This is a genomic window from Micromonospora sp. B9E7 (genome assembly GCF_039871815.1).
Classification (GTDB): domain Bacteria; phylum Actinomycetota; class Actinomycetes; order Mycobacteriales; family Micromonosporaceae; genus Micromonospora.
Genome location: NZ_JBDPLX010000006.1, coordinates 137720 through 153227 on the forward strand (window position 1 = coordinate 137720; position 15508 = coordinate 153227).

The 15508-nt window shown below is 73.2% G+C and carries 16 protein-coding genes and 1 pseudogene; 9 read left to right on the forward strand and 8 right to left on the reverse strand.

The window, feature by feature from the left end; genetic code table 11:
• Positions 1-134: 134 nt before the first annotated feature.
• Positions 135-2036, reverse strand: a pseudogene (locus ABGB10_RS11940) (prolyl oligopeptidase family serine peptidase); the annotation flags it as partial.
• A 121-nt stretch (positions 2037-2157) separates the two neighbouring features.
• On the opposite strand from ABGB10_RS11940, the gene ABGB10_RS11945 reads away from it, so the two are divergent.
• From ABGB10_RS11945 to ABGB10_RS11955, 3 genes are read left to right on the forward strand one after another with little or no spacing between them, the layout of a single operon-like run.
• On the forward strand, positions 2158-2730 hold the full coding sequence (locus ABGB10_RS11945; RefSeq protein WP_347660935.1) for an RNA polymerase sigma factor: 573 nt from the start codon (positions 2158-2160) through the stop codon (positions 2728-2730).
• Positions 2727-3659, forward strand: coding sequence for a CU044_5270 family protein (locus ABGB10_RS11950; protein WP_347660936.1), 933 nt, complete (start codon positions 2727-2729; stop codon positions 3657-3659). The genes ABGB10_RS11945 and ABGB10_RS11950 overlap by 4 nt, the downstream gene beginning before the upstream one ends.
• A 54-nt stretch (positions 3660-3713) precedes the next feature.
• On the forward strand, positions 3714-4220 hold the full coding sequence (locus tag ABGB10_RS11955; protein WP_347660937.1) for a hypothetical protein: 507 nt from the start codon (positions 3714-3716) through the stop codon (positions 4218-4220).
• A 33-nt stretch (positions 4221-4253) separates the two neighbouring features.
• Here the strand turns inward: ABGB10_RS11955 and ABGB10_RS11960 are convergent, their stop codons facing one another.
• Positions 4254-5252 carry a DMT family transporter gene (locus tag ABGB10_RS11960; RefSeq protein ID WP_347660938.1) on the reverse strand — a complete coding sequence of 333 codons (999 nt, stop codon included), beginning with the start codon at positions 5250-5252 and terminating at the stop codon, positions 4254-4256.
• Positions 5253-5325: 73 nt separating this feature from the next.
• Between ABGB10_RS11960 and ABGB10_RS11965 the strand changes: the two genes are divergently transcribed.
• Both ABGB10_RS11965 and ABGB10_RS11970 read left to right on the forward strand, forming a co-directional pair.
• A complete protein-coding gene (locus ABGB10_RS11965) occupies positions 5326-6243 on the forward strand; it encodes a LysR substrate-binding domain-containing protein (RefSeq protein ID WP_347660939.1) in 918 nt (305 codons plus the stop codon).
• Between the two features lie 93 nt (positions 6244-6336).
• Positions 6337-6912 (forward strand): maleylpyruvate isomerase N-terminal domain-containing protein, encoded by a 576-nt coding sequence (locus ABGB10_RS11970; RefSeq protein ID WP_347660940.1) that lies wholly within the window; start codon positions 6337-6339, stop codon positions 6910-6912.
• A gap of 4 nt (positions 6913-6916) precedes the next feature.
• Here ABGB10_RS11970 and ABGB10_RS11975 read toward each other — a convergent pair whose 3' ends face one another.
• The gene (locus tag ABGB10_RS11975; protein ID WP_347660941.1) at positions 6917-7441 is read right to left on the reverse strand and encodes a GNAT family N-acetyltransferase; all 525 of its coding nucleotides are present in this window, start codon (positions 7439-7441) and stop codon (positions 6917-6919) included.
• Positions 7442-7482: 41 nt separating this feature from the next.
• Entirely contained in the window at positions 7483-7974 is a 492-nt protein-coding gene (locus ABGB10_RS11980; RefSeq protein WP_347660942.1) for a DUF1992 domain-containing protein, read from the reverse strand.
• A gap of 205 nt (positions 7975-8179) precedes the next feature.
• Between ABGB10_RS11980 and ABGB10_RS11985 the strand changes: the two genes are divergently transcribed.
• On the forward strand, positions 8180-8830 hold the full coding sequence (locus ABGB10_RS11985) for a LysE family translocator (RefSeq protein WP_347661165.1): 651 nt from the start codon (positions 8180-8182) through the stop codon (positions 8828-8830).
• A gap of 8 nt (positions 8831-8838) precedes the next feature.
• On the opposite strand, the gene ABGB10_RS11990 is transcribed toward ABGB10_RS11985, so the two are convergent.
• From ABGB10_RS11990 to ABGB10_RS12000, 3 genes are read right to left on the reverse strand one after another with little or no spacing between them, the layout of a single operon-like run.
• A complete protein-coding gene (locus ABGB10_RS11990) occupies positions 8839-9663 on the reverse strand; it encodes an SDR family NAD(P)-dependent oxidoreductase (protein WP_347660943.1) in 825 nt (274 codons plus the stop codon).
• Positions 9660-10982, reverse strand: a complete 1323-nt coding sequence (locus tag ABGB10_RS11995) for an NAD(P)-binding domain-containing protein (protein ID WP_347660944.1) — start codon at positions 10980-10982, stop codon at positions 9660-9662. Before ABGB10_RS11995 ends, ABGB10_RS11990 begins: the two co-directional genes overlap by 4 nt.
• A gap of 56 nt (positions 10983-11038) precedes the next feature.
• The gene (locus ABGB10_RS12000; RefSeq protein ID WP_347660945.1) at positions 11039-11686 is read right to left on the reverse strand and encodes a TetR/AcrR family transcriptional regulator; all 648 of its coding nucleotides are present in this window, start codon (positions 11684-11686) and stop codon (positions 11039-11041) included.
• 57 nt (positions 11687-11743) lie between these two features.
• Here ABGB10_RS12000 and ABGB10_RS12005 point away from each other — a divergent pair, with 57 nt between their 5' ends.
• The 3 genes from ABGB10_RS12005 (at position 11744) to ABGB10_RS12015 (ending at position 14874) form a co-directional block, all read left to right on the forward strand.
• Entirely contained in the window at positions 11744-13120 is a 1377-nt protein-coding gene (locus ABGB10_RS12005) for an MFS transporter (RefSeq protein WP_347660946.1), read from the forward strand.
• A gap of 25 nt (positions 13121-13145) precedes the next feature.
• Positions 13146-14303 carry a hypothetical protein gene (locus tag ABGB10_RS12010; protein WP_347660947.1) on the forward strand — a complete coding sequence of 386 codons (1158 nt, stop codon included), beginning with the start codon at positions 13146-13148 and terminating at the stop codon, positions 14301-14303.
• A gap of 229 nt (positions 14304-14532) precedes the next feature.
• Positions 14533-14874, forward strand: coding sequence for an RNA polymerase-binding protein RbpA (locus ABGB10_RS12015; RefSeq protein ID WP_030327608.1), 342 nt, complete (start codon positions 14533-14535; stop codon positions 14872-14874).
• A 66-nt stretch (positions 14875-14940) separates the two neighbouring features.
• On the opposite strand, the gene ABGB10_RS12020 is transcribed toward ABGB10_RS12015, so the two are convergent.
• Complete coding sequence (locus ABGB10_RS12020) at positions 14941-15471, reverse strand: FxsA family protein (RefSeq protein ID WP_347660948.1); 531 nt, start codon at positions 15469-15471, stop codon at positions 14941-14943.
• Positions 15472-15508 lie beyond the last annotated feature (37 nt).

Genomic DNA, 15508 nt, shown 5'->3' on the forward strand with positions numbered 1-15508 from the left:
TCTTCCTGGGAACGCCGGTACCAGGCAGACCAGAGTCGGGGCGGGCACACCGGCAGTCATGGCAAGACGGAATTCGGGTCGGTGGCGAGAGCGGGTCTCGCAGGTGGGCGCGTGTCTCGGCCTGGGACGCGCCCTCGGTCAGGCCCTAGCCAGCGATCGAACCATGCGCGAGTCCGGCGCATGACGTCGAGTTGGTGATTGCGTTCCCGGATCGAGTGACCCTCTCTCGGGTAGATCACGAACTCGTGCTCGACCTCGAAGTGGCGCAGCGCCCGGTGGAGGTACACGGCCTGTCCGAGGGGGACGTTGGTGTCCTCGGCACCGTGCAGGATGAGCACCGGAGTGTGGATCTGGCTGGCGAAGGAGACAGGACTGACCGTGTCGTGTCGGTGTGGGCCGACGCCGGACCAGCCGGTGCTCCCACCGAGCGCGGCTTCGAACTGGCCGTTCTCCCCGGTCGCGGCGAGCATGCCCCAGTCGACGATGCCAGCGCCGACCAACGCGGCGCGGAACCGGTCGGTCTGTCCGACGGCCCACGTGGACATGAAGCCGCCGTGGCTCCACCCGGCGATGCCCAACCGGTGGGGGTCGGCGATGTTCCGCGCGATGAGGAGGTCGATGCCAGCCTGGATGTCGGTCCACTCCTCCTGACCGACCCGACCGGCGACGCTGGCGGCGAACCGGTGGCCGTGGCCCTGCCCACCGCGCGGGTTGGGCAGGAACACCGCATAGCCGGCGGTGGCCAACCACTGGGCGCTAGGGAACCAGAACAACTGACAACGGTCGGCGTAGCGATCGTACGGGCCGCCGTGCACGATCGTGACCAGCGGGAACGGTCCTTCGGTGGCGGTTTGTCCAACCGGGAGGACGAGCAGGCCGTCGAGGGCGAGTCCGTCGGCAGCCCGGTAGGCCAGCCGTTCCTGTGTGCCGAGAGCGAGCCCGTTCAGCTCTGGACGAGTGTTGGTGATCTTTCGTAGCGGCCCGGCCGAGGGCCCGACGTGAACGTCGGCGGGTTGATACCGGCTACCGGTCAGCGCGGCGATCCTCTCACCGGCACCACTGGTGGTGAGGCTGTCGAGGCGTCCCGGATGCTGCGACAGGATCGTGAGGTCAGCGGGGCCGAGCCGGGCCAGGGTCGAGTTCAGGCCGTCGGCGAACACCACCAGCGCGTCGGCATCGGTCTGGCACAGTTCGGTGGGGCACATCGAGAGATCAGCGGTGCGATTGCGCAGGACGCGGCTGCCCAGGGCGAGGTCGAACACGGCGTTACCGGCGTGTAGGCCCGGTGGGGTGAGGGCGAGGTAACCGAGGTGCCACCCGTCCTCAGCCGGCCACCAGGCCAGGGAACGCGCGTCGACCGCGACCGGTCCAAGCTCCTCAACGGTCCCGGTGATGTGGTCGAACAGGTGCAGCCGACCGGTGCGGGGGCCGTAGTCGCTGTCGGCGCTGGCCTGGGTGAGCACGGCAAGCGGGCCGCCGTCGGGTCGTTGCCGCAGCTCCACGACGTGTCGATCGCCAAACACATCGGGTGTGGTGACGCTGCCCGTGTCGAGGTCGAGCAGCCGCAACCGGGCCCGTGGCTCCCGCTCGCCGGCGACGATGGCGTCGTCGCGGTCCCGGGCACGGCGCTCGTCCTCCTCGGTGGGTTCGTCCTCGGCGAGCAGAGCGACGAGGCCGGGGTCGGCGAGGGGCAGATGGTCGATGATGCCGACGCGCCAACTGGTCAACGCGGTCACCGTGGCGTCGGCGACGGTGAGCCTGTGTACCTGCGGGGTGCCGCGGTGGGCGCGGTCGGACAGGAAGAACAGCGTCGCCGAGTCTGCCGACCAGCGTGGCCGAGACTCCGTTGCGGTGTCGGCGGTCGCCCGGCGCGACACGCCGACATCGATGTCGACGTACCAGACCTCGGTGTCGAGGTGGTCACCGGTCCGGCTGCTCGGGGCGAGGACGTAGCAGAGCAGACGCCCGTCCCGGGCGAGTACCGGGGTTCGCGGGTCACGACCATCAACCACGAGTTCGGCGGTCAGACCTGTCATACGAGCCAGTCTGCCAACATCAGCAGGGCGTCACGCGATCCGGCCAGTACAGGTCGTCCGTCGCCTGACGAATACGGGAACTCGGGGGCGGCTGCGGACAGGTACCGGTGTGACAGCTGAGATGCGGAGCCGAATCCGCGCGGGAGACACCGAGGCGTTCGGGGAGCTTTTCGACGGGCACGCCGACGCGGTGCGTCGCCATGCGGTGTGGAGTGGGAGCGATCCGGTGCTCGCCGACGACGTGGTGTCGCTGACCTTCCTTGAGGCGTGGCGGATTCGCGAGTCCCTGCGCCCGGACGGGGACACTCTCCGGCCGTGGCTGCTCGGCATCGCCACCAACGTGCTGCGCAACCGGCGGCGAGCGGCGCGACGGCACCGGGAGGCGTTACGGCGACTGCCGACACGCGACGAGGTCCCCGACTTCGCCGACGAGGTGGTCGGCCGGATGCACGACGCCGACCAGGTCGCCGCGGCTGTGGCGGCGCTGCGGGCGCTGCGCCGGGCGGACCGGGAGGTGTTCCTGCTGTGCGTGTGGTCGCAACTGGACTACGTGGCGGCGGCCGAGGCGCTGAGCGTACCCGTCGGGACCGTGCGCTCGCGACTGTCACGGGCCCGGTCCCGGCTCCGGGCGCTGGCCGAGCAGGAGATGGCACGTACCCGAAAGATCCCAGTCGAGCAGGGAGAGCACCGATGAGCGAGCGCACCGCCCCGCACGTGCCGGCCATGCCGGCCGCGCGCCGGCAGGCACTGCGACACCACCTGTTGAACGAGATCGGACGGCCGGTCCACCGGCCGCGACGGATGCTGGTGCTCGCGCCGGCGGCGGGCGTGCTGACCGCCGTTGTCGCGGCCGGTGCGGTTACCCAGCCGTGGGCGCCGGACAGCGCGCCACTGGTCGTGGCGGTCGCGCCGGGCGAACACGGCGGTGCCACGCTGTTGCTGAACCGGATGGCCGAGGCGGCCGGCGACGAGCCGGGACCATCGTCCGGCGAGGGCGAGTACGTCTACATCCGCAGCAAGGGCGCGTACGCCGAGGTGGGCGACGGGCCAGCCCGGCTACAACCGGTACGCGAACGGGAGCTCTGGATCCCGCGGTACGAGCCGGGCGAGGGCCTGCTGCGGGAGCCGCGCTTCGACGTACCCCTCGCGGAGGTGATCCCCCGACAGTCGAGACTCAGCGACGTGACGCCGAACGCGGCGCTCGTCGATCTACCCACCGACCCGGACGCGCTGCTGACGAAGCTCTACCGGGAGCGGGGCGAACGGGGTCGGGGTAACAGCCGCGACGGCGCGGCCTTCACCGCGATCGGTGACATCCTGCGCGAGTCGCTGGTGCCGCCCCACACGAGCGCGGCGCTCTACCGGGCGGCGGCGAAGATCCCCGGGGTCGAGGTGGTCCGTGGGGTCACCGACGCCGCCGGCCGGCGAGGGATAGCCGTCGGGCACACCGAACTCGACAGGCGCGACGAGTGGATCTTCGACGAGCGGACGTACGAGTACCTCGGCGAGCGCAGCTATCTCGTGGCGGACACCGCCGACGGGCCGGCCGGGACGGTGCTGGGTACGACGGCGGTGCTGCAACGGGCCGTCGTGTCCACCCTCGGGGAGCGCCCGGATCGGTAGTCGGTGCGGTTGTGGCTTGACCCTCGACCGGGTTGAGCCCCGACCATCGGCGGCATGGACGACCAGCCCACACCAGATCCGACCATGACGCGCATCATCGAAGCGGTGCAGCTCGGCCAGACCGGTGACCCGACCCGAGCCCGGCAACTCCTCACCGCGCTGTGGGACGAGATCGGCGCCACCGGCGACGCCCTGCACCGCTGCACCCTGGCCCACTACCTCGCCGACCTGCAGGACACCCCCGAGGTCGAGCTGGTGTGGGACGAACGCGCCCTCGCCGCCGCCACCGACCTCACCGACGAACGTGCCCGACAGCACCACCACGCGCTTCAGGTGCAGGGTTTCCTGCCGTCGCTGCACCTGAACCTCGCCGACGTGCACCGGCGACTGGGTGACACCGCCCGGGCCCGGGCACACCTGACGACCGCTCGCAGTCTCGCCGAGCACCTGCCGAGCGACCAGTACGGCGACCTGATCCGCGCGGGCATCCAGCACGTCGACCAGGCTCTCGCGGCGGGTTCGACCCAGCGCCTCGACTCGCATCCCGGTACCGCCGGCTGACAACGCCCGGTGGGAGTGGGAACCGGTCGGTGCCTACGGCGCTACCGCCGTCGGTTCGGCGAGGTCGTCGCGGGCCGGATCCTGCGGCCGGCGGGGCACCGGGCGAGAGTCCTGACCGTCCCGGTGTGGGCGGGCCGACTGGCGTTGCAGGACGACGACGGAGGACAGCACCAGGGCGCCGCCGGCGAGCTGCACCAGGGTCAGGTTCTCGCCGAGGACCAGTGTGGCCAGTGCGGCGGTGACCACCGGCTCGACGGTGGACAGGATGGCGGCGGACGACGGGCCGATGCGCCTCAGCCCGGCGAAGAAGGTCAGCATCGCCACGACTGTGGACACCACGGCGATGCAGGCCAACCAGAACCACCCTCGCCACCCGAAGTCCAGGTCGACGCCGCCGCTCAGCAGCGCGCGGGCCCCGAAGGTCCCGGCCGCGCCGGACATCACCAGCGCGGACAGCACCACCGGCGCCAGCCGGTGTACGACGGTGTCGGCGACCAGGATGTAGATCGTGTAGGTCAACGCGGCGGCGAAGGCCAGCAGCGCCCCGAGCGGATGGAAACTCATGCCACCGGCACCGAGCAGGACCAGCAGTGTTCCGCCCGACGCGGCCACCAACGCGGCACCGCGCCTCGGGGAGAGCCGGTCCCGACCGAGCAGCACCGCCCCCACGGTCACCAGGACCGGATAGGTGTAGAGGATCAGGGCCAGCAGCGAGGCGTCCATCAGTTGCAGCGCGGAGAAGAACAGACTCGCCTGGGCGGCGTACCCGACGGCACCGAGTCCGACGGCGATGGCCAGCACCCGTCGACCCGTCACCGCCGGCCGACCGGGCGTCTGCCCCGGGGAGGGATCGGGTTCGGCGCGGCGTAGACCCGGCCGCACCAGCAGGGCGACCCCGAGCAGGACTGCGGCCAGGGTGAAGCGCACCAGCAGCAACGCCCCGGGCGAGACGCCGGCGTCGTAGGCGAGCTTGCCGAAGATCGCCATGGCGCCGAAGCACGCCGCGGACAGGAGACACAGTGCTGCACCCATCCAGCAAGGATCACTGGACCTGACCCATCAGGTCCAGCGATGATTACCGCAGGTCAATCGTTAGGATTTCCACATGATCGAGTTGGACCTGCGGCGGTTGCGCTTCCTGCGTGAGTTCGAGGAACGCGGCACCCTGGCCGCGGTGGCGGCGGCTCTGGGTTACAGCCCGTCCACGGTCTCCCAACAACTCGCCCTGTTGGAGAAGGAGGTGGGAGCCCGCCTGCTCGACAAAGCCGGCCGTGGCCTGCGGCTCACCGACGCCGGTCACCTGCTCGCCCAACACGCGCGAGTCCTGCTCTCCGCCGCCGAGGCGGCGCAGGCCGACCTCGCCGCCCTCGGCGGCGACATCCGCGGCACCGTCCGCGCCGGGGGCCTGCAATCAGCGGCCCGCCGGCTGCTCATCCCCGCCGTCGCGCGCCTGAGGGCCGAGCACCCGCAGGTCCGGGTGGAAATCTTCGAACTCGAACTCGAACAGTCCCTGCCCGGCCTCCGCCTGGGCACGGTCGACCTCGTCATCGGCGACGAGTACGACAGCCATCCCCGCCCACGACCGGCCGGTCTGCGCTTCACGCTCCTGCTCGAAGAGCCCCTGAGGATCGTGCTCCCCGCCGCGCATCCACTCGCCCGGTCCGGCGGACCGGTCGCGGTGACCGACCTGCGGTCCGACATCTGGGCCGCCTCGGCCGAAGGCACCGGCCACCACGCCATGGTGGTCGGGACCTGCCGTTCCCTCGGCGGCTACGAACCCGACCTGCGGCACCGCTCCAACGACGCCGACGTCCAACTCGAACTGGTCCGCGCCGCGACCGCCGTCGCCCTCATGCCAGCCCTGACCCTGCCCCGCGACGACCCCGCGCTCGCGATCCGGGACATCGCCGAGACCACCCTCAGACGGCGGCTCGTCGCCGCCACCCGGGACACGCCACCCGCTCCCGCGCTCATCGCCCTCCTGACGGCGGTGACGGACCAGGTGCACCAACTCGGCGGGTAGGAATCAGCGCAGCATCGCCCGGGTCATCCGACGGGTGGCGACCGGTGGAGGATCTCGATTGCCACGCCCGACGGGACCTGCGAGGGTCGACGGATGTCAGAGGTGACCGGCGCCGACCTGCTCCAGGCGGCCGACGAGATGCGGCGGGCGCTGACGCCGCACCAGGAGCGCGACTGGTCGGTGCCGGCAGGCCCGCTGGAGTGGAGCTGCTGGACCACCGCCGCGCACGTCGCGCACGACCTCCTCGCGTACGCCGGTCAGGTCACCGGCCGCCCGGATGACGGCTACCTGCCGTACGACCTGCGGATCTCCCCCGATGCCAGCCCGGCGCAGACCCTCACCGTGGTGGGCGCCTGCGCCGGGCTGCTCGCCGCCGCCGTCGACGCTGCCCCGACCGACACGCGGGCCTGGCACTGGGGTCCCTGCGACCCGGCCGGCTTCGCCGCGATGGGGGTGGCCGAGACTCTCCTGCACACCCACGACATCACCCTCGGTCTCGGCGTGCCGTGGCAGCCGCCGCAGCGGCTGAGCGCGCTGGTGCTGAGGCGGCTCTTCCCGGACGCCCCGGACGGGCCCGCACCCGACGTGCTGCTGTGGGCGACCGGCCGCGGTGAGCTGCCCGGACGGGCGCGGCGCACCTCGTGGACTTGGCGCGCCGCCGTGGAGTGAGGCGCTACGCGGCGTCGAGGGTGTGCCGGTGACCGTCGAGCGGGAACGGCGGCCGGGCCGGCAGCACCTCCTGGAACACGAATCCGCACTTCTGCGCCACCCGGCAGGACGCGAGGTTGTCCACCTGGTGCAGCAGGTCGAGGCGGGTCAGTTCGGGAAACCTGTCGAACGCCCACCGACTGAGCGCGGTGACCGCGCGTGGGGCGACGCCTCGGCCCCGAGCCCACGATGCCGTCCAGTAGCCCACCTCCGGGGCGGGACGCTCCGGGGTGACCCGCTTGAGCACCACGTTCGCCACCAGCCGTGGACCGTCCGCGTGGTCCTCCAGGACGGCGAAGGTGTACCGCCGATCGTCGGCCCAGTCCTGCTGCGTCCGCGAGAGCCACCGCCGGCCCTCGTCCGGGCTGGTCACCGGCATCCGGGTCCACTGCCGCAGAACCGGGTCCCGGTACGCCGCCAGCAGCGCGTCCAGGTCGTCGTCGCGCCAGGGCCGCAGGGCAAGGTCCGACGCCCGTAACTCGATCACCATCCGCACAGTCTGCCGGTGGCGTGCGAGGCCCACCAGGCGGGTCAGCGCGACCGGCGCCGCCACGGCAGCAGCCACCAGTTCCGGCGGGACCGGCGCGGCGGGGCGACGACTGTCACCCGCTGGGTCGGCGGAGTCGAGACGCTGGGCGGGGCGTGCTCGGCACGCCAGCGGCGGAGCACCTCGTCGACGTTCACCGGACGCACCACGACCCGAGGGCCGTCGGGGTTGCGCAGCCAGGCCACGATCTGCGCGTTCAACTGCCCCACGACGTCCCGCACGGACTGCTCGGTGGGCAGGTCGCGGACCTCGTCGGGGATCTGCTCGATGCGTCGGCGCAGGTGCAGCGGTGTGGGGAGGAGAAGGTCGCTGGGCAGCGCCTCGCGCTCCAGGAAACTCTTGATCCACCATGACTCGTCGTACGGCGTCCCACGGCCGGGGATCGGCTTGCCCATGCCGGGCAGGTCGTCGAACTCGCCGCGTTGCACGGCTCCCCGGATCTGCGCCTCCACGGCCGCTTCCCACGCTTCGGTCACCCTGCGGCACCTCCCCCGGTCACGGTAACGCGCCGCCTCCGGACGGCGACACGCCTCGCAGGAGGTCAGCACACCGGGCCCGGTGACCATTCCCGTCCGGTGGCGGATCACCACGGATCCCAGGCCACGGCCTGCGAGGTGGCCCTCGGCCGGGATGTTCGTCCCGATTACGGTCGGTGTGGGGACTACCGAGTGGGGGAAGCTGATGGTGGGTTCGGGTGCGCTGCTGGGCATCGCGTTGGTCGCGCTGGGGCTGGTGCTGACCCCGGGCCCGAACATGGTCTACCTGGTGTCCCGCTCGGTGGCGCAGGGTCGACGCGCCGGGCTGGTCTCGCTGCTCGGGGTGGCCGCCGGTTTCGGGGTCTACCTGGCCACGGCGGTCGCCGGTCTGGCCGCCGTGTTCGTCCTGGTGCCGACGCTGTACGCGGTGGTGAAACTGGCCGGCGCCGGCTACCTGCTGTGGCTGGCCTGGCGAACGCTGCGCCCCGGTGGGCACTCGCCGTTCACGCCCGCGCCGCTGCCACCGGACCCACCCCGGCGGCTGTTCACCATGGGCCTGGTCACCAACCTGCTGAACCCGAAGATCGCCATCCTCTACGTGTCGCTGTTGCCCCAGTTCGTCGACCCGGCGCGCGGGCACCTGGCGGCGCAGAGTCTGCTGCTCGGCCTGACCCAGATCGCCGTCGCACTGAGCGTGAACGCGCTGATCGTGCTCACCGCCGGCTCCCTCGCCGGTTTCTTCGCCCGCCGGCCGGTCTGGCTACGGGTGCAGCGGTGGGTGACCGGGACGGCCCTCGCCGCGCTGGCCGTCCGGATCGCCACCGACCGGTCCCGCGCGGCGGTCGCCACGCCCTGACCCGACGGTCACCGCCCCCGGTGGCGGCGGACCATCCCGGCGGCCAGCGGTGCGGCGTCCAGGTCACCGGCGGCGAGCCGGGCGGCGAGGGTACGGCGTACCAGCCGGTCGGCCAGCGCGGGCGCGTGCCGGCCGACGGCCATCTCCAGACGCCCACGGGCAGTGGTCGCCACGTCCCGAGGTGCCCGACGGGCGGTGGCGGTACGCAGGATCGCAGCGACCACCCCCTCGACCGGCTCGGGGCGGGACACCCCCTGCAACGACAGCCCGGCCTCGGCGGTGCTGTCGTGGATGGGTGAGGCGACCATGCTCGGGTAGACGACGCTGACCCCGACGTGGCTGCCCACCTCGTGCCGCAGGGCGTCGGCGTAGGCCACCAGGGCCCGCTTGCTGACCCCGTACGCGGCGGCGAGCGGCAGGGGCAGCACCGCCATCCGACTGGCCACGAAGATCACCCGTCCGTGGGCGGTGAGCAGCGGTGGCAGCGCGGCGGCGGTGGTCCGCCACGCGGCGAGCAGGTTGACCTCCAGTTGCCGGCGGACCACCTCGTCGGGTGGCAGCTCGGCCGGGGCGGGTCCACCCACCCCGGCGTTGTTGACCAGCAGGTCGAGCCCGCCGAGTTGGTCGACGGCGGCCCGCACCGCAGGTGCCACGGCGTCCGGGTCGGTCAGGTCGCAGCCGAGCACCGGCACGTCACCGTCGGGGCGCGCGTGCAGGTCGAGCCCCACCACCCGTGCGCCGGCGGCGCTCAGCGCCGTCCCGAGATGTCGACCGAAGGTGCCGCTCGCCCCGGTCAGCAGCACCCGCCGGCCGGCCAGGGACCGGTTCGTCACCGCCCGGCCCCGGCCGCAGCCCGGCGGCCTCCAGCGGCCAACTCCCGGGTCAGCTCCGCCAGGTAGACGTCGAAGTCCACGCGCATCGCCGGACGGCGCTGACCCCAGCGGGCGGTCGCGGCCCGCAGTTCGGCTCGGCAGACGGTCCGCTGTCGTTGCGGGTCCGGCAGCGCGTACCGGCCGGCGAGGTGCGCGGCGATCAGTTTGGCCTGCGCCTCGACCAGGGGGAACGCCGAACCGGTGGACTGCACCAGCCCGACGAAGGTCAGGCCCGGGGCGTCCGGGTGGAACACGTGCCGGTACAGCGGCAGGCTGTCGGCGCCCTCGCCGAGCAGCGCCGGGTCGAGGAACGGGACCGCCACCCGGTAGCCGGTGCACCAGATGATCAGGTCGACGCTGTCGCTGCGGCCGTCGGTGAACTCGACCCGCTCTCCGTAGACGGAGGCGACGCCGGGTCGGGCCTCGACGTCGCCGTGGGTCAGCCGGGACAGCAACCCGTCGGAGAGCGTCGGATGGTCCTGCAGGAAGCCGTGGTTCGGCGCGGGCAGCCCGTAGCGGGTGGGGTTGCCGACGGTGGTGCTCAGCATCGTCTGGCTGATGCGTTGCCGCAGCCGCCACGGCAGGCGGCGGGCCAGCGCCCCGTTGAGGGTGTCCGAGGGGCGCCCCAGCAGGTACTTCGGCACCACCCAGACGCCCCGGCGCAGCGACAACAACGTGCGGGTCGCGGCGTACGAGGCGTCCACCGCGATGTCCATCGCGGAGTTACCACCGCCGACGACGAGGACCCGTTTGCCGACCAACTGCTCCGGACCCCGGTAGTCGTGGCTGTGCATCTGTTCGGCGGTGCAGGTGCCGGGGTACGACGGCTCGGGCAGCCGGGGCACCCGGTTGTGTCCGTTGGCGACGACCACGGCGTCGACGGTGACCTCGACCGGCCCGTCCGGCGCGCTCGCGGCCACCGTCCAGGTGTCGTCCGGATTCCGGGTGACCCGCTCGACGGTGTGGCGCAGCCGGATGTGCTCGCCCAACCCGAACCGGTCGACGTAGTCGGCCAGGTAGCCGGCGACCCGACGGTGGTCGGGGTAGTCGGGCCAGTCGGCGGGCATCGGGTGGTCGGCGAACTGGGTGCGGCCCCGGCTGGTGTTCAGGTGCAACGTCCGGTACGCGGGTGAGTCGGGTGCCCCGTACACCCAGAGGCCGCCGACCTGGTCGGTGGCCTCGAAGCAGACCACCGACGCGTCGGCGTCGCGCAGCGCCTTGACCGCGGCGAGCCCGGCCGCGCCGGCGCCGATCACCGCCACCTGAGGTGGTACGCCCATCGCCGCCCCCATCTAATCCAACGTCCGATGGATAATCGTCGCCGGGCGGCGACCCGTCAAGGGGCCGACGGCCCGTACAACCCGTCGAGCAGGCGATGCACGAACGCCCGGAACTCGCGCCGCTCCCGTGCGCCCGGCGCGCCCGCCGCCAATGCCACCACGTGACCGTGCGTCGCCCACACCAGACTGCGCACCGTGATGTGCGGGGTCGGCTCCGCGAGGGCGCCGGCCGCCGCGGCGGCGGTGAGCAGCTCGGCGACCAACCGGTACAACGGGTCGGCGTAGCGCTGGTCCAGCTCGGCGTGCCGCTGTGGTTCCAGCCAGCGACGCAACCACAGCGCGGTGGTCTCCGGGCGGTCCTGCAGGAAGTCGACGAAGACGTCGACCAGCTCGTGCAGGGCTCGCCGCGCCGAGTCCGGTCCCGCGTCGAGAGCAGCGCGGGCCTGCTCGGCGGCTTCGGTCAGGATCTCCCGCTCGGCGGCGAAGACCCGGGCGAAGCAGGCGTCGTAGAGCGCTGCCTTCGTACCCGTGTGGTGCGCGACCGTGGCGACGTCGACCCCGGCGGCGGCGGCGACCTCCCGCAGCCCGACGGCGTCGAAGCCACGCTCGGCGAACAGCGCGGTCGCGGCGGTGAGCACCACCTCGCGGGTCGGCCGGGTCTCGTCGCGTCGCGGGCGACCCGGACGGCGTCGGGGCATGGTCATGGCCGCCATTCTGCCCCTAGAATCCAGCAACCGTTGGATTGCGGAGAGGATGCGGCGATGACCGGGCTCGACCGGCGGCCCCCGGCCGGCACCGACACGACGCTCCCCCGTGGCCCCCTGGCGGGCTTCGCGGCCGGCTCGCTCGGCATGGGCGTGTGGGTGACCGTGCCCGGCCTGCTGCTGCTCTACTTCCTCACCGACGTGCTGGCCGTCGGCCCGTGGCTGGCCGGCCTCGCGCTGCTGCTGCCGAAGGTCGCCGACGTGCTGCTGCACCCCTGGGTGGGGCACCGCGCCGACGTCGAGCAGACCCGACGCGGCGACCGGCGTCGCCTGCTGCTGCTCGGCTGCGCCCTGCCGGTCGCGTTCGCCGCGTTGTTCGCGGTGCCCGGTGGTCTGACCGGCGCGCCGGCCGCCGCGTGGGTGGCGGTGTTCTTCGTCGTCGGCAACCTGCTCTTCGCCGCCTACCAGGTCCCCTACCTGGCCACCCCGGCCGACCTGCGCATCGGTTATGACGAACGCACCCGGCTGATGGCGTTCCGGATGGTCGTGCTGACCCTGGGCATCCTGGTCTCCGGTCTGCTGGCCCCGCTGCTCACCGGCGGCGACGCCGCGACCCGCGCCGGCTACCAGCGGATGGGCGTGGTCCTCGCCGTCGGGATGCTGGTGGCCATGCTGGTCGGTGTCGCCGGCATCACCCGGCTGCGCGGGTCGGCGGCGGGCTCCGCCCCGGCGGGGCACGGCGGGTGGCGGGCGCTGCGCACCGCGCTGCGCGACCGGCAGTTCCGCTGGCTCGTCGCCGCCTACCTGGCCATGTCCACCACCACCCACCTGGTGCTCGCCGGGGTGCCCTACTACGCCGAGTACGAACTGCGGGCCCCCGGCCTCACGACCGTGCTGGTGGCCGCGTTCGTCGCGCCGGCGCTACTGGTCACCCCGGCCTGGCTGGTGGTGGCCCGCCGCGTCGGCAAGCAACGGGCGTTGCTCGGCGCGCAGGGCGCGTTCGCCCTCGGGTCGCTGGTGCTGGCGGTGGGTCGACCGGCCGGCCTGCCGGTGCTGATCGGCGCGGTGACGGTGCTCGGCGTGGCGTTCGCCGGCATGCAACTGCTGCCGTTCTCGATGCTGCCCGACGTGATCCGCGCGGCCGGCACCACCAACGCCGCAGCGGACGGGACCGCCACCGGCGCCGGCACCTACACCGGGGTGTGGACGGCCACCGAGGCCACCGGCGCGGCGCTGGGCCCGTACGCCTACGCCCTGTGCCTGGCCGTCGGTGGTTTCGTGGCGTCGACGGCCGGTGAGTCGCCGGTGCAGCCGGACGCGGCGCTCGCCGCCGTCCGCTACGGGTTCGGGTTGCTGCCGGCGGTGGCGATGCTCGCGGCCCTGCTGCTGCAACGCCGCTACACCCTGGACGCGACCGCCCGGGCGACGAGGTAGGGGTCGGCACTAGACTTCGCCCTCGATGGACGCCCAGCCCAGCACCACCGAAACCCGCCCGTGTGCCCACTGTGGAGCGCCAGTGGCGCAGCGTGTCGGCGCGGGCCGGCCGTTTCGCTACTGCCGGGACAACGACGGCGCCTGCCAGCGCGCCTCCCGCAACAGCCGGATGCGCCACCGCAACGCCCCCGGCCTGCCCGGGCAGGTGGCCCGCACCTGGGAGGCGGTGGACCGCCTCGACCAGATCGTCGAGACGTTGACCGAGTCGCTGCACGCCGAGTTGTCCCCGGTGGGTGTGCAGCGGCAGCTCGCGCAGGCTCGCGCGGAGGCCGCCACCGAGGTCGCGGCGGCACAGACCGAACGCGACGAGGCCCGCGACGACGCCGAGGCCGCGGCGGCCGACGCCGCTCGCGCCCGCGAGCAGGCCCGTGGTGCCCTCGCCGAGGCCGACGACGCCCGACAGCGCGCCGAGCAGGCGGCGCGGCGGGCCGCCGAGGCCGACGAGCGGGCCCAGCACGCCGAGGCCGCCCGCGACCAGGCACGCCACGACGTCAGCGCCGCCGAGGCGTTGCGCGCCCAGGCGGAGCGCGACCGGGACCAGGCCCGCGCCGAGGTGCGCGACCTGCGGGTCGAGCGGGACACCGAGCGGCAACGGGTGACCGACCTGACCGTGGACCGGGACGCGACGCGCGCCGACGCCGAACGGGCCACCCGGGCCGCCGCCGAGGCGACCGAGCGGGCCGGGCGGTGGCAGGCCGAGGTGCAGGACGTGCGACGTCAGATCGAGCAGGCCCGCGCCGACGCCGCACGGACCCGGGCCGAGGCCGCCGACGCCGCCCGCGCCCGCGAGCAGGCCGACCGGGCCCGCGACCGGGCGTTGGTCGCGGCCCGGCAGGCCGACGACGCCCGGCAGGAGGCCGCCGAGCTCGCGGCGCGGCTGCGCGCGGAGTTGGCCGCCACCGCCGCCCACCGGGACACCCTGACCACCGAGCTGACCGCGGCCCGGCAGGCCACGGCCACCGCCGAGGGCCAGGTCACCGCCCTGACGGTACGACTCGACGCCGCCGAAACCGATCGGGATCTGGCCCAGCGGCGGGTGGCGCAGCTCGGTGACCAGGTCAGCGATCTGGCGTTGGCGTTGGCCCGGCTGGGTCCGGGGCCGACGGGCGAGGCGAACGGCTGAGCGGGCCGCCGCAACCTCCGGCGGGCCCGGGCGGTTAACATCCCCGGTGGCAGCGGACACACCGCCGCTGCGACCCGCCCGGGGATCACCTGGCCGGGTGACCGTCCCGGCCGGCTACCCTTGGTCCCGGTCCGCCCGTGGACGCCTCACGCCCTCGGGCGGGAATGGCTCGACGGGAACACACCGTTACACCCAGAAGACCAGCACCACGAACGAGGGGAAGTCGATCATGGGCGAGCGTATGCTGCGCGGAAGCCGCCTTGGCGCGGTGAGCTATGAATCCGACCGCAACACGGAGCTCGCGCCGCGTCAGACCCGCGAGTACCTCTGCGCCAAGGGCCACCAGTTCGAGGTGCCGTTCGCCGTCGACGCCGAGGTCCCGACGACCTGGGAGTGCAAGTTCGACGGCAGCGTCGCCCGACTCGTCGACGGCAGCGAGCCGGAGCAGAAGAAGGCCAAGCCGCCGCGTACCCACTGGGACATGCTGCTGGAGCGGCGTTCGATCGCCGAGCTTGAGGACATCCTCGAGGAGCGCCTGCAGGAGGTCCGAACCCGTCGCGGCCGCGCCTGAGCCGCACGACGAACGACGACGCCGCCCCCGGGGTTATCCCGGGGGCGGCGTCGTCGTTCAGTGCCCTCAGTGGCGACCGGGCTCGACGATCTCTCCCTCGATGGCGCGGCCGCCGTCGACCACCACCGGTCGCTCCGGCTGCGGGGTCGGTGACGCCGTCGGTTGCGGCGCACCTTGACGCACCCGCACCGTACGCGGGCCGAACAGGTCACCGGCGACCATCGACGACACCCGCCGCTCGGTGGCGCGGCGCACCCCGGCGCGGGCCAGCCGCCGCACCGGCGGCACCAGCAACAGCAACCCGGCCAGCCCGCTGACCAGACCGGGCACCGCGAGCAGCAACGCTCCGGCCAACCCGACGAGCCCGTCGGTCACCTGCCCGCCCGGTGGTTGCCCGGCCGCCGCGGCGGAGCGGAAACCGCGCCAGGCGCGCATCCCCTCACGGCGCAACAGCACCAACCCCAGCAGGGACGCCGCGAAGACCAGCAGCACGGCCACCCCGAACCCCAGCGCCCGCCCCACACCGACGAACACCACCAGCTCCAGCACCACCGCCAGCAACAGGGCCAACGGTACGAACCTCAGTCCTCGGCGCATCTCACCTCATCGCCATTCCCGCGACACCATGGACGTG